Origin of the sequence: Winogradskyella sp. ECml5-4 (genome assembly GCF_036903175.1) — a bacterium.
In the GTDB taxonomy this organism is placed as follows: Bacteria; Bacteroidota; Bacteroidia; order Flavobacteriales; family Flavobacteriaceae; genus Winogradskyella; species Winogradskyella damuponensis.
This window is the reverse complement of the sequence record NZ_JAYJLF010000008.1, coordinates 75,814-95,079: the sequence shown is the minus strand read 5'-3', so window position 1 is coordinate 95,079 and position 19,266 is coordinate 75,814. Positions and strand designations below refer to the sequence as shown.

The following is a 19,266-nucleotide window of genomic DNA, read 5'->3' as shown; positions in this document are numbered from 1 at the left end:
TGGTTATATTTAAAGTTTGATAGTGTTTCCTTGATAAAATTGTAATAATTGATGGTATAAAATGCTTAAGTATTTCGCTTGTAAATAGTTTTGCTGCGCATTGGTATATGTGTTTTGACTAATCACTAAATCGGTAGTACTTAAGCCACCTAATTCGTATTTCTTCTGCGCTAGATTATAAGATTGTTCTGCCGCTGCTTTAGAGGCTTCGGCTGCTATAAGCTGCTCTTGTGCAGATACGGCGTTTTGGTAAGCCGTCTCCACTTTTTTATACACTTCTTTTTCGGTTTGTTGTTGATTAATCTGTGCTTTTTCTATACTAATCTGTGCCGATTGTACTGCTGCTTTAGTCTGATTTCTATTAAAGATGGGAATGTTTAAAGACAGTCCGATACGCTGATTAAAATTGACATTAAACTGATCTGAGAAGTTATTATCATTTATGCTGGTATATCCAGAACCTAAACTGCTCACCAGCGATAAGGTTGGTAAATACGCTCCTTTGGCAATGTCTAACTCTTTTTCACTAAGCTGTATTCCTATTTTACTAGCATTAATTTCTGGTAAAATACCAAGTGCTTTATTGTAAATTGCCAGTTTATCGAGCTCTAAGGCTATATAGTTATCATTGTCACCTAAGGTTTCAATTTCTATATCTTGCGTTGGGTCTAACTCTAATAATTGTTTTAAGGCGATAATATATTGCTGATAAGTGTTTTTAGCCGTAATAACAGCATACTTATTTGTTGCGGCTTGGCTCTGTGCTTCAGTGTAATCACTTAAAGCAATAGTACCAGCATCTAATCTTGCTTTGGCACGTTCTAGTTCTTTTTCTGATGCTAATACGTTATTTTCTGCTATTGTAATACCTTCTTTAGCATATAAAATTTGTAAATAATTTTCTAAAATGCTTAAGATGATGTTGTTTTTGGTTTCTTCTTTTAGAAACACACTTTGATTCACTAATAATGCATTTTGCGCAATTTGATTATTAATCTGATTGCCTTGAAACAAGGTTACAGAGCTATTAAGGCTAACGTTAGTACTGTAAATTTGCTCAGAAACAAAATCACTAGTAATTGGATCAATAGAATTTCCGTTTGAAAATGTTTCGGATGCAGAACCATATAGGTTGGGTAGTCTAGATGATTTTGCCTTGCTAAAATTTACAGCTGCTTGTTCGTAATTTAAAGCCGCATCTTTAATAGTGATGTTGTTTTCTAAAGCATACTGAAGACATTCTTCTAATGTCCATAGTTTTGATGGTTCAGAATTGCTGTCTTGCGATAAGGTAACTTGAGTTACTAATAGCATTATGATGATAAAAAACTGTTTCATTTTTAGGTGTATTTAATTTTACACTACAAATATGAAACGATATCCTATCCTAATATAAAGCGATAGACGTTTGCACTGATTCACTATACGAATTGTAGGATTGTATCGATGAGATTTTTGGCCATATTAAGACATCGTGAATAGCGGTTCTGTTAACTGTTTAAAACGCACAGCAACGAAACCATTAACTGACACTACTTTTTTTGAAAGGAATTTTAACATCTCTCGACAAACGCAAAACCAACTGATTAACAACAATATGCAGTTCACCATTTTTTTTTAGGCTATCTTGGTGTTTTCGCTTTTAATATCGTCAGGTTGGACGAATATTTCCTAGGCTATTTAAATTCAATTTTAAAATATTCTGAGAATTATGAGCTTTTTAAAGTGTAAGCTTAGAGCCTCTTTATACTGAATATTGATAAAATAAGACTTTGTATTAGTCTTTTGCCTTTTAAATAAATTAATAACATATACGATACTCACATGAAACAACCCATAGTCATTGCTCAAGTAAGCAGCTTAGAAAATAAGCAACCAGAACACGCTCTAGTTAACGGATTAGATTTAGTCATTGTAAAATTTGATGATGCTATTTCTGTACTCTACGGCAGATGTTTACACAGAGGAGCGCTAATGTCTGATGGTTATGTAGATGGAGATAATCTAATTTGTGGAGTTCACGGATGGGATTATCGTGTAGATTCAGGAGTTTCAGAGTATAATAATAAAGAGGTGCTTCATAAGTTTTCAACTAAAGTTGAAGGAGATGATTTACTTGTAGACGCCTTTGAGATTGATGCCTTTTTAGTAAGTAATCCCCAACCTTTTAATCGTGATACGTATTTAGGAGCATACGCAGACACACATCCAGAAGAGACAGAGCCTTACACGGGCTATATAAAAGAATTGGCTCAAAATGGTTTAAAAAACATAGGACATCATGGATTTTCTGCCTCTATGGGAGTGGATAGAACCACGCTTCCTCAATGGAACGATATTCAGTTTCTACCAGCGCAATTAGCTTCGAGACCTTTATTAGATCATGAAGCTGTTGCTACTAAAGTGGTAATTGGCCCTAAAGCAAAAAAGCCCTTAGAATTAGATATACCACTTTTTGTAAGTGATATGAGTTTTGGTGCTTTATCTCGTGAAGCTAAAATTGCACTATCTAAAGGAGCTGAATTGGCAGGAACAGGCATTTGCTCTGGTGAAGGAGGTATGTTACCAGAAGAGCAAGCGAGTAACTCCAAGTATTTTTACGAATTAGCTTCGGCACAATTTGGTTTTTCTTGGGACAAATTAGACCATGTACAAGCTTTTCACTTTAAAGCAGGTCAAGGTGCAAAAACAGGAACAGGTGGTCATTTACCAGGTACTAAAGTTAGTAAAGAAATTGCTGAAGTTAGAGGCTTAAAAGAAGGCGAAACAGCCATTTCACCAGCTGCAAACCCAAACTTTCATACTGTTGAAGACTTTAGAGTATTTGCCGAAAAAGTAAGAACACATACAGGCGGGATTCCTATTGGATTTAAACTGGCTGCAAGTCATATTGAAAAAGATATCCAGTTTGCACTCGACGTTGGTGTGGATTATATTATTTTGGATGGTCGTGGTGGCGGAACAGGCTCTGCACCTACTATTTTAAGAGATCATATTAATGTGCCAACTATTCCTGCCTTAGCTAGAGCGCGAGCTTATATGGATAAAGTTGGAGCAACAGATGTTACTTTAATCATTACAGGAGGTTTACGAGTAGCCGAAGATTTTGCAAAAGCGATGATGCTTGGTGCAGATGCTATTGCAGTATCTAACTCGGCCTTACAAGCTATTGGTTGTTTAGGGATGCGTGCTTGTGGAAGTAATAACTGTCCTGTTGGTATTGCTACTCAAAAAGAATCTTTACGTAGCAGATTGCTTATTGATGCTTCAGCAAAGCAATTACAAAATTACTTTGAAGCAAGTAACGATTTAATAAAAGTTGTGGCACGCGCTTGTGGTTATAATGATATCTCTAAATTTAATCAAGAAGACCTTTCAACTTACGATAACGATATACATCAACTTACAGGAATTAATTACGCAGGAATAAAATAATATACTATGGAAAAACAAATGCATTTAGCAGCACAATACTTAGCTGCGGCTGGAATTAGTTTTCTAGAAAAGGAATCAGACGACAGTCATACAAACTTAGGTTTTAACATCGAAAATGGATGTCTTTGTACGCATACACTTTCAGACAAAGGAGATCAATTATGTTTGAATTATGAGACCTTTTCCTTAGAATGGAAATCTAATAAAGGCATTACAACTTTTGAGTTAGATGGAGCTATGCATGCCGAAGTTTTAAATTGGCTAGAAGACACGTCTAAAGCCCATTTAAATAAAACTTATAATTATGAGTTTCACTACGATTTACCTTATGCAATAAATCATTCTTTTACGTTTGAATTATTAGATTCCGACCAATTAGACGCACTCAAAAACCTACGTGTTTTAGCACAATTAGCCCTTGAAAAGATTGACAGGATTTATGGTCTTGATGCTTCTATAAGAGTGTGGCCACATCATTTTGATACCGGAATTTATAGTGCACTACCTAATTCTGATATCACTATTGGATTAGGTTTAGCTATTCCTGACACAATTAGTAATAAGCATTATTTATATATCTCTGGATATAAAAATGGTGGTAAAATAGAGACGTCTCAATTACCAAAATTAGAATTTGGAGAATGGAAATCTGGTGACTTTATTGGCGCAATTCTTAAGGCAGATACTATTGTAGAATCTGAAGGTGTTGCCTTTTTTGAAGCAGCTATTACTCAACTAAAAAATAGCTAAAGCCATACTGTAAATAGGTTTTGGAATATAAAAATAGTATCATAAGCTATTACTTTTGGTAAGAGTAATAGCTATATTTATAAATAGGTTTAAATTATAAGGTATCTAGTTATGAGTGCTAAATCAAAAGAGAAAGCAGAAGATCAATATTTAATGGAAGAGTTACATATTGACAAAGAAGCCTTAAAAAAATTGAAAAAGAAACTGTCAAAAATTTCACCACGCTCAGAAAGAGGTGTTGAAACCTTGTTTCGGTTATTGTCTAGAAACCAGTACACCTTAAATACAATGATAGACACCAAATCCAATATTTTAATCTCTATAAATGCCTTAATTCTTTCATTAATATTAGGTACTGTTATGAGTCAGTTAGATACCGATCCTCATCTCATTTATCCTGTAGTCATGATTTTGATTACAAACCTCGCCTCTATCACATTTGCCATTTTTGCAACACGACCAGAATTAGTACATGGAAAAGCAGAAACAAACAACTTAATGTTTTATGGCAACTTTCAAGATATGGAAGAGGATGAATATGTAAACAGTATAACAAATCTAATGAATGAAGGAGACGAATTATATAGAACTATTGCAAAAGATACTTACCATTTAGGAAAAACGATAGACCGTAAGTTTAAGTTGCTTCGTAAATCGTTTAATATCTTTTTAATAGGCATTATTTTATCTGTAATTGCATTTATAGCTTGTCATACCTTATTTAGCTCACTAATGTCATAAGAGCTACTTTACTTGCATAAAAAAACCTGTTATACACTTCCGCCTTATGCTCTTTTTAAGCTATTTTTAAAGACTATAACTCCTTATTATTTAGTTGGTTTATTGAACTTTCGTACATAAAATACGACCCTATTATCAATACATTTTTTATCTCAATATTTAAACCTTTGTTAAAAAAAGAATGAACGTTCATTTTTAATGTATATTTGTATCAGAATTAAAACACGATGGCAAAACTTCAAAAAAGTATAGATAAACGTAATGCACTTGTTAAAGCAACTATAGAGTTGGTTAACAATAATGGGTTTCATGCAACGCCTATGAGCAAAATTGCTAAAATGGCAAATGTATCACCAGCAACTATTTATTTATATTTTGAAAACAAACAAGATTTAGTGAATCAAACGTACATAGATGTGAAGGCAGAATACACCAAGTATGCATTTGCTAATTATGATCCCACTATGCCTATTGAAGAAGGATTTAAAATGATTTGGAAACGTATTGCAGATTTTAAACTGAACGAAAGTGAACATGCCATGTTTTTAGCACAGTGTGATAATACTCCAATGATTGACGAGGAAAGTAGACAAGAAGGTATTAAGCACTTACAGCCTCTACTCGATCTATGGGAACGTGGCAAAAAAGAAGGGGTTATAAAACCGCTTTCAGATTATTTATTGTATGCTTATGCTATCAACCCTTTATCGTTTTTAATGATGACTCAAAAACGAGGCGCATTTACATTAGATAAAACACATTTAGAAGAAGCTTATCAATCTGCTTGGAGCAGTATAAAAATGTGTCAATAAGATGAAAAAGACAGCAATCATATTAGGTGCATCTGGTTTAACGGGTGGTTTTGTACTTCAAAAATTAATTGAAGACGAGCGTTACGACACTATAAAATTGTTTTCACGCTCTAAAATTGAAGGTCTACCTGATAAAGTCCAACAGTTTATTGGTGATCTTTTAGAGCTCAACCAATTTAAAACTGATTTTACAGCAGACGACGTGTATTGCTGTATTGGTACCACAGCGAAAAAGACACCAGACAAAACGCTTTATAAAAAAATAGATTTCGGAATTCCGGTTGCGGCTGCAAAGCTTTCAAAAGAAAATAACATCTCTACATTTTTAGTCATTTCAGCAATGGGAGCGAATAAAAATAGCACTGTGTTTTACAACAAGACCAAAGGCGAAATGGAAAACAGCGTCTTAAAGCAGCAGATTAAAAATACATATGTTTTAAGACCATCTTTAATTGGTGGTGATAGACAAGAAACTCGATTATTAGAAAAAATAGGATTGGTGATCTTCAAAGTCATTCAGCCCTTATTTATCGGTAAACTAAAAAAGTATAAAATAGTGAATGCAGAGACCATAGCGCAAGCTATGATAGGCTTAGCTAATACCAATTATTCAGAAGTGATTATCACTTCTGAACACATAAACAAATTAGGAAACAACGCTTAAAAAGAAAATAGAATTATGGAATTATTAGATAAATTAAATTGGAGATACGCTGCAAAAGCAATGAATGGTGACACTGTTCCTGATGAAAAACTTCAAAATATTTTAGAAGCAGCACGTTTGGCTCCTACATCAAGTGGTTTACAACCTTTTGAAATTATTGTTATTGAAAACAAGGAATTAAAAGAACAGATTAAACCAGTAGCTTGGAATCAATCGGTAATTACAGACTGCTCTCACCTACTCGTCTTTGCGGCTTGGGATACTTATACCGAGGAACGTATAAATTACATGTTCGATTTAACCAATGATATTCGTGGTTTTAAAAATGAAGGTTGGGAAAATTATAGACAAATGTTATTGAGCTCTTATCCACAGAAAGATGCTGAAGAGAACTTTAACCACGCTGCAAAACAGGCTTATATTGCATTCTCACAAGCTTTAGCAGCAGCAGCTTTTGAAGGTGTAGACGCCACTCCTATTGAAGGTTTTGATCCAGATGCTGTAGATAAAATTCTTGGATTACGCGAAAAAGGATTACGCAGTGCTGTTTTAATGCCTATTGGTTATAGAAAAGAAAATGAAGATTGGTTAGTAAATCTAGTTAAGGTAAGAAAACCTATGGAAGATTTAGTAACTGTAATGAAGTAAAAAAAACAAAACATTATGATTAAGACCATTTTATTAAATAGTAGACCTGAAGGGAAACCCTCTGTATCTAATTTTGAATTTAAAACTGAAGATATAGAACTAACAATTAAAGAGGGAGAACTGCTCTTAGAGACAGAATATGTATCGGTTGACCCGTATTTAAGAGGACGTATGAGTAATGCTAAATCATACGTACCACCTTTTGAATTAAACCAACCTGTACAATCCGGAGTTATTGCTAAAGTTAGCTCATCTAAAAACGATAATTTTAAAGAAGGAGATTATGTTTCTGGTATGCTTAGTTGGAAAACACTACAAGTGTCTAATGGTGAAGGCTTAAATAAAGTAGATCCTTCTAAAGCTCCATTAAGTGCTTATTTAGGAATTCTAGGTATGACAGGCTTAACAGCTTATTGCGGATTAACAGAAATAGGGCAACCAAAAAAAGGCGAAACTTTAGTGGTTTCTGGTGCTGCTGGTGCTGTAGGATCTGTTGTAGGACAAATAGGTAAAATATTAGGCCTAAGAGTTATTGGAATTGCAGGTTCAGATGAAAAAATTGAGCTCTTAAAATCGAAATTTGGTTTCGATGCTGGTATTAATTACAACACTACTAAAGATATGACAGCGGCTATCGCTGAAGCTGCTCCTAACGGAGTGGATATCTATTTTGATAATGTAGGTGGCCCTATTTCAGATGCTGTATTAGTTAATATTAACCGATTGGCCAGAATTATAGTTTGTGGTGCTATTTCGGTTTATAATAATACAGAAGCACCAAAAAGTTTAAGTGTACAACCGTTCTTAGTAAAAAACAGTGCCTTAATGCAAGGGTTTATTGTTTCTAATTATGCTGAGAAATTTTCAGAAGCAATGACACAATTAACGTCTTGGTTAGCAGAAGGTAAACTCACCTATTCTGAAACCATAGTTGAAGGTTTTGATAATATACCTCAAGCTTTTATTGACTTATTTGAAGGTAAGAATAAAGGAAAAATGGTTGTTAAAATTTAAGACAATACTGCTCTCTAATCGTCCTATTTAGAGTGTATACTATCTAAAGGAATATTGAGCGTGGTTGTATAACAAGAATTAATAATTAAAAAGAAAAGAAGATGAATAATTTTGAATTTAAAAATCCTACCAAAATCATATTTGGTAAAGACACTATAGAAAAACTAGAAAACGAAATCCCTAAAGATGCCAAAGTATTATTGCTTTATGGAGGCGGAAGTATTAAGAAAAATGGTATTTACGATCAGGTAAAGACAGCCTTATCTAAAGTAGACGTTGTTGAATTTGGAGGCATTCCTGCAAATCCAGAATACGCTAAGTTAATGGAGGCTTTAAAAGTGATTAAAGACGAAAACATTACGTACTTATTAGCCGTTGGTGGTGGATCTGTAATTGATGGAACAAAGTTTTTATCAGCTGCAGCCTTGTATGAAGGTGATACACCTTGGGATATTTTAACCCAAAATATTAGAACTGAAAAAGGAATGCCTTTCGGAACCGTTTTAACGCTTCCTGCTACAGGGTCTGAAATGAATTCTGGTGCTGTAATCACAAGAGCAGAAACAAAAGAGAAACGTACCATGGGAGGACCTGGTTTATTTCCTGAGTTCTCCATATTAGATCCTCAAGTGATAGCATCGATTCCAGAACGTCAATTAGCTAATGGATTAATGGATTCATTTACCCATGTTTTAGAACAATACATGACGTATCCTATTGGTGCGTTGCTACAAGATCGTTTTGCTGAAAGCATTTTACAAACCATCATTGAGGTGGCACCGAAAGTATTGAAAGATCCTACAGATTATAAAGCAGCCTCTAACTTTATGTGGAGTTGTACTATGGCCTTAAACGGATTAATTCAAAAAGGTGTACCAAATGATTGGGCTGTTCATGCGATGGGACACGAGTTAACAGCGTTATTTGGTATTGATCATGCGCGTACTTTAGCCATAATCGCACCAAGCCATTACAAGTTTAATTTTGAAGCAAAGAAAGAAAAATTAGCACAATACGCAGAGCGCGTTTGGAATATTACGGAAGGTAATACCGACGATAAAGCCTATGCAGCCATTGAAAGAACAACAGCTTTTTTCCACGAATTAGGTATCGACACCAAATTATCAGATTATACAGACGATTACGAAGGTACAGCTGAAGAAATAGCAAAACGTTTTACCGATCGTGGTTGGAAAACATTAGGCGAGCACCAGACTTTATCTCCAGATAAGGTAGAGAAAATTGTAAAAATGGCGTATTAATTTAAACTGAAGGTCTGTTCAATTGATTTTGAGACCAGATTTTAAAGCAAGCATACCTTCTGAAACCGTTTCAGAAGTACAAAAAAATTAAAAAAGAAAAGAAAATGAACGTATTATTCGTATTAACATCTCACGATAAATTAGGAGATACAGGAAAGAAAACAGGATTTTGGGTTGAAGAATTCGCAAGTCCATATTACACCTTATTAGATAAAGGAGCAACTATTACTATTGCGACACCAAAAGGTGGTGCTGCTCCAATAGATCCAAGTAGCGATTCGCCAGATGCAGCAACCGAGGCTACTGAGCGCTTTAACAAAGATGCCCAAGCCAAAGATAAAATTGCAAACACTAAAGTATTAGCAGATATGAATCCAGATGATTTTGATGCTGTATTTTATCCAGGTGGTCATGGTCCTTTATGGGATTTAACCAATGATGCTAATTCAGTGGCATTGATTGAAAAGTTTGATCGTCAAGAAAAACCAATTGCTTTTGTATGTCATGCACCAGCTGTATTAAAAGATGTAAAAAATGAAGACGGAACAGCATTGGTAAAAGGTAAGAAAGTAACTGGTTTTTCAAATTTAGAAGAAGCAGCTGTGGGCTTAACTGAAGTTGTACCATTACTATTAGAAGATATGCTTATTGAAAATGGAGCACATTATTCTAATGCTGATAAATGGGCAGCTTATGCTGTGCAAGACGGCAACCTTATTACAGGGCAAAACCCTGCATCTTCAACTTTGGTTGCAGAGAAATTAATAGAAGCGCTTAAAAAGGCGTAGTATAATGATTTGATTTTGATTTGATTGATAGCGAGAGAGCCTGTATAACATAATGTATGCAGGCTTTTTTATTGCTTAAAACAATGATTTTAAGTCTCTACACAGACCTTATACAACAAAAAAGCCTCACAATTTTTGTGAAGCTCTTAAGTGCTATTAAACAACCAAGTAAACTTAGCGTTTCCGTTTAAATGCTAAGCATTAATTTTTCAATATCTTCTTTTTCAAATTTAGGGTTTGCACCTGCTTGGCTTGCGACATAAGCTCCTACTGCACAAGCATAATTTATGGCTTTCTGTGGTGTACTACCTGTTAATAATTTATGTGTTAGTGTAGCGAGAAAGGCATCTCCTGCTCCAACAGTATCTATGACGTTTACGGTATAACCAGCATTATAATAGAACTCATTATCCACAAATAACACAGCTCCTTTAGCACCCAAGGTCACGCAGATTGATGCCGTTGAGGTTTGTTTTGATATGAGTCGAATACATTCTTCTAAAGCAATGCTTTTTCCATATAAGCTGTTACAAATTTCAAAGATTTCATCGTCATTAAATTTTATAAAATCAGCAGCATTCATCAAATAATTCAATTCTTCTAAGCTGTAATAAGGGGCTCTAAGATTAACATCAAATATTTTATATGGAGCACAATCAATAAGACGATATAACGTTGCTTTAGAAACTGCTGTTCTTGCCACCAAGCTTCCAAAAATAAAGGCATCTGACGTCGCAGTTATTTGTTTTGCCGCTTCAGTTAGTTCAATAGCATCCCAAGCTCTCGGTGCATGTATAACATAGGTTGCAGAACCTTCTTCATTTAATGAGACTTCAACTTCACCAGTCTTTAAATGGTCGTCTTTTTGAATATAATCGACTTCAACTCCATTTGTTTTAATGTATTCAAAAATGGTTTCCCCCAATGCATCTTTTCCAATTTTGGTTATCATAGCCACTTTATGTCCAAAAGACTGTAGCCGCAATGCCACATTTAATGGAGCACCTCCAATGGTTTTGTGGTTAGGAAACACATCCCATAACACTTCTCCAAAACAAACAATATTTTTCATTTATATAGAATTAATTTGGCTAAGGTTAATGTTTTGAACAGCTATAATTACACCTTCTTTTGTTATTGTTTTATACGCTTTAACATAAGCATCTACAAAAGGTTTAGACGTTTTTAAGTTTCCAAAAACAGATTCAATTTCTAGAAAATATTCAGGATGATTTTGGGATGCCAACTCCGCCTGTTTATGTAAGGTATCTTTTAGAGCATCTTTAATATTTAAATGTTCATCTTTTTCATTAGTGCCTAAGCTATAAATAGCCCAAGCAGCTACAACAAAAGCAGCTAATTCAGTTTGTCTAGATAACTTTAAATTAGCTTTAACGGTAGGCAAAATAAATATTGGAAACTTAGCCGAACTTTCTGAACAAATACGGTCTATTTGGTCTTTAATACTAACATTTCCAAAACGCTGTAATAATGATGCTATATAGGCTTCTAAGTCAACATTTTCTAAATCACTAAGCGTTGGAACGACCTCTTGTTTTAAATAATGTTCTAAAAACGCGTTGATATTCTTATCATTTACGGCTTCGTCAATAGTTGTATATCCAACTAAAGCTCCTAAAATCCCTAAAACCGAATGCCCTGCATTTAAAAGGCTTAACTTCATTTTTTCATAAGGTTCGACATCTTTTACAAATTGTGCGCCTACAACTTCCCAAAGAGGTCTTCCATTACTAAATTGGTCTTCTATAACCCATTGCTTAAAAGGTTCGCATACAACAGGCCAAGCATCTACAATACCTTCTTCTGTTTTTAGTTGTTCTATATCTGCAGCTGTTGTTGCTGGTGTTATACGATCTACCATGCTATTTGGAAATGCAACACGCTGTTCTATCCATGGGATTAATGCTGGATCTGCTAGTTTTACGTAGCTTAATAACATTTGCTTAGTCATATCACCATTACCTTGAATATTATCACAAGATTGAATTGTGATGCCTTTTAAACCTTTTTGCTGTCTTAGCTTTAAAGCTTGAGTTAAATACCCAAACACCGTTTTAGGTTGTGTTGGATATGCGATATCATATAAAATAGATGGATTTTTATCATCAAAAGCACCTGTAGCTTCATTGTAGTTATATCCACCTTCAGTGATAGTTAAAGTAACGATTTTAACTTCTGGACTCGCTATCTTTTCTATCACTTTGGAAGGATCTTCTGGAGCAAAAAGTAATTCTGTAATTGTGCCTATAACACGCTTACTTAAAGAACCGTCAAATTCCTTAACCATAAGGGTGTACAAGCCATCTTGAGCTTTAAGAGTTTGGTATATTTTGGTGTCGTGCGGTAATAAAGCCACTCCACAAATAGCCCAATTAGTTATGGATGTGTCGTGTAATAATTGATCCGTATAAAATGCCTCATGAGCGCGATGAAACCCACCAATACCAATATGTACAATACCTGTTGTTAATTGCGTTCTATTGTATTTAGGTGTAGAAACACGTTCTGAAATAGCATTTAAATTTTCTTGATTCAGTGTATATGTTGTCATGATTTTTTATGCTTTAGTTGTGTTATTTGCTTTCAAATCGTTGTAGTAATACTGCAAAAATGATAATAGCGCCTTTTACCACTTGCTGTGGATATGAAGGCACATTTAAAAGGTTTAAAATATTGCCAATTAAACCTAAAATTAAAACTCCCATTAATGTGTTTATAGCGGTACCTCTACCTCCATTTAAACTCGCTCCTCCAATAACTACAGCTGCAATAGCGTCGAGTTCCCAAGCCATACCCATATTTGGCGAGCCTAAATTGGTTCTAGAAGCCACAACAATAGCCGCAACCGCTGCTAAAGCACCAGAAATGGCATACACCAGAAACTTGTATTTATTCACTTTAATACCCGATAATCTTGCTGCTTCTTCATTACTACCAATGGCTATTACTAGTCGACCAAACACATTGTATTTTAGCATGATCATGGCGATAATAACCACTAAGAAAAATATGATGGAAATATTTGGTAATCCTAAAGTAGAATTGTTTGCAAAATCAGACATAAATACACCACCTGCTGTTTTAAATGTAACAGGCGAACCGTTAGAGTAAATAAACCCTAATCCTCTGGCAATGGTCATTAAAGCTAAGGTTGCTACAAAGGGTGCCATTTTTTGAAATGCGACTAAGTAACCCGATATACTTCCCAAACCAAAACCAATACAGATGGTAAATAGTATGGCTAATGGTAAAATAATAACGTTGATTAACATGGCAAATATCACTGCTAAAAGCGCGACCATGGAACCTACGGATAAATCTATACCTCCTGTAAGAATCACAATAAGCATTCCTATACTTATAATACCAATACCCGAAACTTGTTTTAATAAATTTGAGAGATTAGCAGATGTAAAAAAAACATCAGATATAATAGCTGAAAATATAACCAGTAGTACAAAAATAAATATGGTATTGTACTTTACTAAAAACTTAAGTAAACCACCTGGACTATTTAGTTGCTGTTTAATTGATAAAGCCATAACTTAATTTTTTTAAGAGATTAATGTTTCTTGTTTTAGAGGTTTGCCAATGGCATAGCGTAAAATATTTTCTTCTGAGAATTCTTTTTTAGAAAGTTCACCATAATTACGACCTTCATGCATGACTAAAATACGGTCTGATATTCCCATAATCTCAGGCATATCTGAAGAGATGACTACAACAGCAACTCCTTTTTTAGCGACTTCATTAATGAGGTTGTATATTTCAATTTTAGCACCTACATCTACTCCTCGTGTAGGCTCATCTATAATGATAACTTTACTGTCTATACTTAACCATTTGGCTAAGGCGACTTTTTGTTGATTTCCTCCACTTAAATTCTTAACATCAACTTCAGAATGAGGTGTTTTAATATTTAAGCGTTGTATGAGGTCTAAAATATTTTTGTATTCATCTTTAGTGTTTATAAAACCGAGTTTGCTTGATATAGAGTCAAAATTTGTAACACTAATATTTCTACGAATTGATAAAGGTAAAAAGACGCCTTCTTCTTTTCGATCTTCAGATACAAATCCAATTTGATATCCTACAGCATCAACAGGGCTCTTAGCGTGTATTTCAACTCCATTTAAAGTGATAATGCCTGACTTCTTTCTATGGGCACCAAAAATTAATTTTCCTGTTTCGGTTCTACCACTTCCTCCCAAACCTGCAATGCCTAAAACTTCTCCTGCATGTACCGAAAAAGACACATCTTTTACAATGCCTCGTTTGCCTTCTAAATTTTTAACAACGAGCACTGGTTTTTTTCCTATTTCTATGGTACGTGTTGGGTATAAATCTTCTAAGGCTCTACCAATCATTAAATGAATTACTGCATCCGTATTGGTCTCAGAAACTGCTACACTACCTGTATCTACTCCATCTCTTAAAACCGTAATGGTATCTGCTATTTCAAATATTTCATCCAGATGATGTGATATATATATGATAGAAACTCCATCTTGTTTTAAACGTCTTAGATTGTTGAATAACTTCTTAATGTCATTAGGATCAAAAACGGTTGTAGGTTCATCTAATACTAAAACCTTTGTGTCTTCAGCGATAGCTTTAGCAATTTCTACCACTTGTTTTTGAACGATACTTAAATTTCTCACTTTAGCAGTGACATCTATTGAAAATCCTAAAGAATCTACTAGCGCTTTAGCTTCAGAGATAAGCTTTTTCCAATTCATCCAAACTTTATTAGCACCTAGTTTGTGCAAATAAATATTTTCAGCAACTGACAAATCATTAACTAAAGACAACTCCTGATATACCACATTAATGCCTAACATTTGGCCTTCGTGTGTATTTTTGGGTTGTATAGTTTCACCATCCAAAAGCACGTTACCTGCATCTTTTTGATGAACACCACTTAATATCTTTATTAGGGTAGACTTTCCTGCTCCATTTTCTCCAAGCAATGCGTGTATTTCACCTGGCTTTACCTTTAAATTAACTCCTTTTAATACTGAAACTAAACCAAAACTTTTTTCAATTCCAGTCATTTCTAATCGGTAATTGTTCGCTGTATCTTTCATATTTGCTCAGGTATTAATGTTAAAACAAGGCGTTCGGGTTATAATACTTGGCAGCATTTTCTTTGGTAATAAGCAAAGGTGGTGTATATGTAGTTTTAGAAAATTCTCGCTTACCGTTTAAATATTCCACCGCATGTTTAATTGCTTTTCTTCCTATTTGCACAGGACTATTCATTGCTGTACATCCATAAAAATCTGTTTCCATGATGTATTTTATAGCTTCTTTTTGGCCATCTGCTGCCGCTACAATTAAAATATCATCGGTTTTACCAGCTTGTGCAATTGCTTTAATGGCACCTAATACGCAGACATCAGATTCTGTAATTACTACATTAATATCTGGATGTGCTACTAATATGTCTTCCATAGCTTTTAATCCTCCGGCATACGACCAATTGGTATAGGCTTGTGTTTTTATATTAAGATTAATATAACCTAAACTTCTCAACTGTTCTTCAGTAATGCCTTGCAATAAACCTTGTTTACGTGTACGGCCAACAGGATTACCTGCATTTCCGCTCAATAATGCAATATTCATATTGGATCTTCCAAATTTTTTAGCCAGCCATTCTCCTGCTAACTCACCATTTGCTAGATTATTAGACTGTATAATGGTCACAAAATCTGCAGAAGGATTAATAGCGCTATCAATAATAAACACAGGGATATTTGCTACTTTTGCAGCTTTGGTTGCTCCAACTAAGGCATCCGGATCTAAAGGGTTTAATAATAAAACATCAATACCTTTTGTAATTAAATCCTCAACTGCGGCGACTTGTTTTGTAATGTCATTTTGACCATCTGCTGATAAAAACTGCATGCCATTTGCTTCAGTTGTACTTTTTATACTTTGAAACAAAGCCTGGTAATACGGAGCATTTAACGAAGGAGTACAATAACCTATTTTTTTTCCTGTAAGGTCTATTTTACTTTCTATGAGTTCTCCAGCAGCATCACTATTATTAGTGTTAGCTTGTACAGTGTTTAATTCTTCTACACAACTCATTAAATTAATACCTAAGATAAGGGCAATAATCCCTATACGGTAATTGAAAACGGTAGCAAGGTGTTTAAAGTTCATAGTCTTATTATTTAGTAGTTAAATCGTGTTTTGTCTCAATTTAAAAAAGTCTTATATCTAGCTGTAGTACGGTTCTCTCCTGTTCCGGATTCCACATAGCCATAACTTCTACAGGAACGCTGTAATTACCAATTTTAAGCTCCTTATTAAGTGTAGCACCTACATTAATAATGTTTCCAACTCCAGCTGTATAAAAGGTTTTATCTGTAATAAAAGACCAAGCCCCTCCTGTAAATAACGATAAGCTAGTCGCGTCTTTTTCCCAAACTTTATGCTTAACTTCAAAATAATGAGTCCATGAGTTTTTTAAAGTGCCATCCGCTTGTACTTCATAATCCCCAGAACCACCTCCTAATATTGTAGCAAAATACAATAAGGTCTTAGGTGTGACATTGTAACCAAAATTAAGATCAACAAAATTGTAACCTTGTGTTTTATCGTAACTCCAATAGTGTAATTTATCTCCGCGCTCCTCTACTCCTGTGTAATTATTATGAGAAACCGCTTCTACAAAAAAGCGTTCGTTAAATTTGTACTTAGTATATATAGAAAACTCTTTATAGTTGGCGCTTGTTAATTCACCTGTGTTATAATTTTCTACATCAATGCTAGAAAAACTAGCACCACCCCAAACACCAAATGTAAACTTTGTGTTTCGAGAATTATATTCCAAACTGGTAGCAAACACAGCTCCAGGATGCACTAAAAAGCCATGCCATGTATGCATGTTTTTTATATGGCCATGAACCACAAAAGGAGTATAATCCTCTTTAGCCTCTTGAGCAAAGGCCCTGCCTTGTGCAATAAAAATAAGAATAATTACGCAGATACTTGTCGTAGCCTTAGGTAGTTTAACGTTTTGAAACTCAAAATGTTTAGAAGTGATGCTTCTAAAAACAAACCTTACGAAATAGAGTGTTTTGTACGTTGCCATCTTTATAGTTTATAAGTTACTTTTATTAAACGTCATTATTACGTTTATTTTTCAAATGTATAAATTATTTTTATATCTTTTCCTATTTCACTTAAAAAAAATGTGTTATTTTAGCTTTAAAATATGCTATATTGATATTTTAAGCCTGTAAACAAAAGGTTTTAAAGAAAAACCTAAAAGATGTCAAAATGACGTTTATTAATATGTTTTAATACTAATTATTATCTAATTTTGCTTATGAAGTCTGAATTAATCTCTAATTTATCTGTTGATTGTGTTGTATTTGGGTATGATATTATTACCAAATCGCTCAACGTTTTATTAATTAAGCGTTATCTAGAATCTGAAGATAAAAAGGATGTACTAGTCAATGATTATGTCCTTACCGGATATCATGTTTTTGAAGATGAAACACTAGATAAGGCAGCGGAACGTGTACTTAAAGAGCTTACTGGGTTAAATAATTTATACAAAAAACAATTTAAAGCCTTTGGAGATCCAGACCGATTAACCAACCCTAAAGACTTAATATGGATTGAAAGTCAGAAATTTAACTTAAGAACCATTACAATAGCATATTACTTTTTATTAAAAACTGAAGATGTAGAGGTTACAGATAATGTTTCTAAAGCGAAATGGTTTCCAGTAGGTGATTTACCAGAGCTAGGTTTTGATCACAAACAAATTATAAAAGAAGCTTACGAAGATTTAAAAATAAAATGTTTAGCTGAACCTATTATTTTTGAATTGTTACCCGATAAATTCACAATTAACGAGGTACAAGACGCGTATCAATCTATATTAGGTATAGAAATAGATAATCGTAATTTTAGGAGAAAGTTAATTAATAAAAAGTACATCATTCCCTTAGATGAAAAGCAAGTGGGTGTTTCTAAAAAACCCGCACAACTTTATATGTTTAGCAAAGATGTTTACGATAAAATATTTCAAAAAAACTATTTAATCAGCATTTAGTATTTGGCTAATATATTCAGAAAGCTCAAAGTAATTAAGCCTAACAAAAAAGCAGTATCATTAGAAGTCTTTAAATAAAACTAAATACTATCTTCGCACCCATTATGTGGATGTATCTTGGTTTATTAGCTGCTCTTTTCTTAGGATTACACAACTTATGTAAAAAACATGCCGTACAAGGAAACGAAGTATTTCCTGTGCTTTTAGGTACAGTTTCAAGTGGGTTTTTATTTATAGCGGCGTTTTATGGTTTGTCTGTTTTTTATCCAGATTACGCACTTGATCACGGTTATAATTTTCAAAAGATTTCGTGGCAAACTCATGGTTTTATCTTTATAAAATCAGTAATTATGGCAAGTTCTTGGATATTAGCTTACCAAGCGTTGAAGCATTTACCCATTACTATTGTCACTCCTATTCGTTCCGCAGGACCGTTTTTCACCTTTATTGGTGCGATTTTAATCTACCAAGAAAAACCAAACACTTTACAATGGCTTGGCTTTTTCCTCATTATATTCTCTGTCATGCTTTACTCCAAAATTGGAAAGAAAGAAGGCATTAATTTTAAGCGCAACAAATGGATCTTTGCTATTATTGGTGCGACGTTTTTAGGCGCTTCTAGTGGTTTATACGATAAATTCTTAATCCAAAACCTAAGCCTTAACCCACAAACCCTTCAATTCTGGTTTTGTCTATACACCATACTTATTTTACTCGTCATTCTAAGCATCACATGGTTTCCCTATGCCGAAAAACGAAAAGCTTTTAAATTCCGTTGGTCCATTATCGCTGTTGGTATTTTATTGCAAGCCGCAGATTACTTCTATTTTAAAGCGTTGCAAGATCCTGATGCCTTAATTATGCTATTGTCAGCCATTAAACGAAGTCAAATATTAATAGCTGTAGTTGTTGGTGGTTTAGTCTTTAAAGAGCATAATAAGCGCAAAAAATTAGTTCCTTTAGCAGGGATTTTAATTGGTGTTGGTTTGATATTATATTCTTAGCCAAATGCCTGCCAGACACTCCGTATATTTATGACTTTAAGGTTTAGGTA

The 19,266-nt window shown here is 34.1% G+C and carries 18 protein-coding genes; 11 read left to right on the top strand and 7 right to left on the bottom strand.

Going from position 1 to position 19,266, the window contains the following annotated elements:
• Positions 1 to 9 precede the first annotated feature (9 nt).
• Positions 10 to 1,338, bottom strand: a complete 1,329-nt coding sequence (locus VDP25_RS09300; protein WP_334469062.1) for a TolC family protein — start codon at positions 1,336 to 1,338, stop codon at positions 10 to 12.
• A 486-nt stretch (positions 1,339 to 1,824) separates the two neighbouring features.
• Here VDP25_RS09300 and VDP25_RS09295 point away from each other — a divergent pair, with 486 nt between their 5' ends.
• The 9 genes from VDP25_RS09295 (at position 1,825) to VDP25_RS09255 (ending at position 10,114) form a co-directional block, all read left to right on the top strand.
• Positions 1,825 to 3,435, top strand: a complete 1,611-nt coding sequence (locus VDP25_RS09295) for a glutamate synthase-related protein (protein ID WP_334469060.1) — start codon at positions 1,825 to 1,827, stop codon at positions 3,433 to 3,435.
• A gap of 6 nt (positions 3,436 to 3,441) precedes the next feature.
• A complete protein-coding gene (locus tag VDP25_RS09290; protein WP_334469058.1) occupies positions 3,442 to 4,185 on the top strand; it encodes a hypothetical protein in 744 nt (247 codons plus the stop codon).
• A gap of 111 nt (positions 4,186 to 4,296) precedes the next feature.
• Positions 4,297 to 4,926, top strand: a complete 630-nt coding sequence (locus VDP25_RS09285) for a Pycsar system effector family protein (protein WP_334469055.1) — start codon at positions 4,297 to 4,299, stop codon at positions 4,924 to 4,926.
• A gap of 227 nt (positions 4,927 to 5,153) precedes the next feature.
• Positions 5,154 to 5,738, top strand: coding sequence for a TetR/AcrR family transcriptional regulator (locus VDP25_RS09280; RefSeq protein WP_334469053.1), 585 nt, complete (start codon positions 5,154 to 5,156; stop codon positions 5,736 to 5,738).
• Between the two features lies 1 nt (position 5,739).
• On the top strand, positions 5,740 to 6,402 hold the full coding sequence (locus tag VDP25_RS09275; protein ID WP_334469051.1) for an NAD(P)H-binding protein: 663 nt from the start codon (positions 5,740 to 5,742) through the stop codon (positions 6,400 to 6,402).
• A 15-nt stretch (positions 6,403 to 6,417) separates the two neighbouring features.
• Positions 6,418 to 7,050, top strand: coding sequence for an NAD(P)H-dependent oxidoreductase (locus VDP25_RS09270; RefSeq protein ID WP_215925612.1), 633 nt, complete (start codon positions 6,418 to 6,420; stop codon positions 7,048 to 7,050).
• 15 nt (positions 7,051 to 7,065) lie between these two features.
• Positions 7,066 to 8,064, top strand: coding sequence for an NADP-dependent oxidoreductase (locus VDP25_RS09265; protein ID WP_334469048.1), 999 nt, complete (start codon positions 7,066 to 7,068; stop codon positions 8,062 to 8,064).
• A 101-nt stretch (positions 8,065 to 8,165) separates the two neighbouring features.
• Positions 8,166 to 9,326, top strand: coding sequence for an iron-containing alcohol dehydrogenase (locus tag VDP25_RS09260; RefSeq protein ID WP_334469045.1), 1,161 nt, complete (start codon positions 8,166 to 8,168; stop codon positions 9,324 to 9,326).
• A gap of 104 nt (positions 9,327 to 9,430) precedes the next feature.
• On the top strand, positions 9,431 to 10,114 hold the full coding sequence (locus VDP25_RS09255) for a type 1 glutamine amidotransferase domain-containing protein (protein ID WP_334469043.1): 684 nt from the start codon (positions 9,431 to 9,433) through the stop codon (positions 10,112 to 10,114).
• Between the two features lie 187 nt (positions 10,115 to 10,301).
• Here VDP25_RS09255 and VDP25_RS09250 read toward each other — a convergent pair whose 3' ends face one another.
• From VDP25_RS09250 to VDP25_RS09225, 6 genes are read right to left on the bottom strand one after another with little or no spacing between them, the layout of a single operon-like run.
• On the bottom strand, positions 10,302 to 11,186 hold the full coding sequence (locus VDP25_RS09250; protein WP_334469041.1) for a carbohydrate kinase family protein: 885 nt from the start codon (positions 11,184 to 11,186) through the stop codon (positions 10,302 to 10,304).
• Positions 11,187 to 12,686, bottom strand: a complete 1,500-nt coding sequence (locus VDP25_RS09245; RefSeq protein WP_334469039.1) for a mannitol dehydrogenase family protein — start codon at positions 12,684 to 12,686, stop codon at positions 11,187 to 11,189. It lies immediately after the preceding gene.
• 22 nt (positions 12,687 to 12,708) lie between these two features.
• Positions 12,709 to 13,677, bottom strand: a complete 969-nt coding sequence (locus VDP25_RS09240) for an ABC transporter permease (protein WP_215925606.1) — start codon at positions 13,675 to 13,677, stop codon at positions 12,709 to 12,711.
• A gap of 12 nt (positions 13,678 to 13,689) precedes the next feature.
• Positions 13,690 to 15,222, bottom strand: a complete 1,533-nt coding sequence (locus VDP25_RS09235) for a sugar ABC transporter ATP-binding protein (protein WP_334469035.1) — start codon at positions 15,220 to 15,222, stop codon at positions 13,690 to 13,692.
• 19 nt (positions 15,223 to 15,241) lie between these two features.
• Positions 15,242 to 16,303: a substrate-binding domain-containing protein gene (locus VDP25_RS09230; protein ID WP_215925604.1), complete on the bottom strand. Its 1,062-nt coding sequence runs from the start codon at positions 16,301 to 16,303 to the stop codon at positions 15,242 to 15,244.
• 40 nt (positions 16,304 to 16,343) lie between these two features.
• Entirely contained in the window at positions 16,344 to 17,237 is an 894-nt protein-coding gene (locus VDP25_RS09225; RefSeq protein WP_334469029.1) for a hypothetical protein, read from the bottom strand.
• Between the two features lie 237 nt (positions 17,238 to 17,474).
• On the opposite strand from VDP25_RS09225, the gene VDP25_RS09220 reads away from it, so the two are divergent.
• Both VDP25_RS09220 and VDP25_RS09215 read left to right on the top strand, forming a co-directional pair.
• Positions 17,475 to 18,212 carry an NUDIX hydrolase gene (locus VDP25_RS09220; RefSeq protein WP_334469026.1) on the top strand — a complete coding sequence of 246 codons (738 nt, stop codon included), beginning with the start codon at positions 17,475 to 17,477 and terminating at the stop codon, positions 18,210 to 18,212.
• A 104-nt stretch (positions 18,213 to 18,316) separates the two neighbouring features.
• The gene (locus tag VDP25_RS09215; RefSeq protein WP_334469024.1) at positions 18,317 to 19,216 is read left to right on the top strand and encodes an EamA family transporter; all 900 of its coding nucleotides are present in this window, start codon (positions 18,317 to 18,319) and stop codon (positions 19,214 to 19,216) included.
• The last annotated feature ends 50 nt before the right edge of the window (positions 19,217 to 19,266 follow it).

Excerpts from the sequence above, each read along its gene's own strand:
- VDP25_RS09300 (WP_334469062.1), bottom strand. The coding sequence starts at position 1,338 with ATGAAACAGTTTTTTATCATCATAATGCTATTAGTAACTCAAGTTACC.
- VDP25_RS09295 (WP_334469060.1), top strand. The coding sequence starts at position 1,825 with ATGAAACAACCCATAGTCATTGCTCAAGTAAGCAGCTTAGAAAATAAG.
- VDP25_RS09290 (WP_334469058.1), top strand. The coding sequence starts at position 3,442 with ATGGAAAAACAAATGCATTTAGCAGCACAATACTTAGCTGCGGCTGGA.
- VDP25_RS09285 (WP_334469055.1), top strand. The coding sequence starts at position 4,297 with ATGAGTGCTAAATCAAAAGAGAAAGCAGAAGATCAATATTTAATGGAA.
- VDP25_RS09280 (WP_334469053.1), top strand. The coding sequence starts at position 5,154 with ATGGCAAAACTTCAAAAAAGTATAGATAAACGTAATGCACTTGTTAAA.
- VDP25_RS09275 (WP_334469051.1), top strand. The coding sequence starts at position 5,740 with ATGAAAAAGACAGCAATCATATTAGGTGCATCTGGTTTAACGGGTGGT.
- VDP25_RS09270 (WP_215925612.1), top strand. The coding sequence starts at position 6,418 with ATGGAATTATTAGATAAATTAAATTGGAGATACGCTGCAAAAGCAATG.
- VDP25_RS09265 (WP_334469048.1), top strand. The coding sequence starts at position 7,066 with ATGATTAAGACCATTTTATTAAATAGTAGACCTGAAGGGAAACCCTCT.
- VDP25_RS09260 (WP_334469045.1), top strand. The coding sequence starts at position 8,166 with ATGAATAATTTTGAATTTAAAAATCCTACCAAAATCATATTTGGTAAA.
- VDP25_RS09255 (WP_334469043.1), top strand. The coding sequence starts at position 9,431 with ATGAACGTATTATTCGTATTAACATCTCACGATAAATTAGGAGATACA.
- VDP25_RS09250 (WP_334469041.1), bottom strand. The coding sequence starts at position 11,186 with ATGAAAAATATTGTTTGTTTTGGAGAAGTGTTATGGGATGTGTTTCCT.
- VDP25_RS09245 (WP_334469039.1), bottom strand. The coding sequence starts at position 12,686 with ATGACAACATATACACTGAATCAAGAAAATTTAAATGCTATTTCAGAA.
- VDP25_RS09240 (WP_215925606.1), bottom strand. The coding sequence starts at position 13,677 with ATGGCTTTATCAATTAAACAGCAACTAAATAGTCCAGGTGGTTTACTT.
- VDP25_RS09235 (WP_334469035.1), bottom strand. The coding sequence starts at position 15,222 with ATGAAAGATACAGCGAACAATTACCGATTAGAAATGACTGGAATTGAA.
- VDP25_RS09230 (WP_215925604.1), bottom strand. The coding sequence starts at position 16,303 with ATGAACTTTAAACACCTTGCTACCGTTTTCAATTACCGTATAGGGATT.
- VDP25_RS09225 (WP_334469029.1), bottom strand. The coding sequence starts at position 17,237 with ATGGCAACGTACAAAACACTCTATTTCGTAAGGTTTGTTTTTAGAAGC.
- VDP25_RS09220 (WP_334469026.1), top strand. The coding sequence starts at position 17,475 with ATGAAGTCTGAATTAATCTCTAATTTATCTGTTGATTGTGTTGTATTT.
- VDP25_RS09215 (WP_334469024.1), top strand. The coding sequence starts at position 18,317 with ATGTGGATGTATCTTGGTTTATTAGCTGCTCTTTTCTTAGGATTACAC.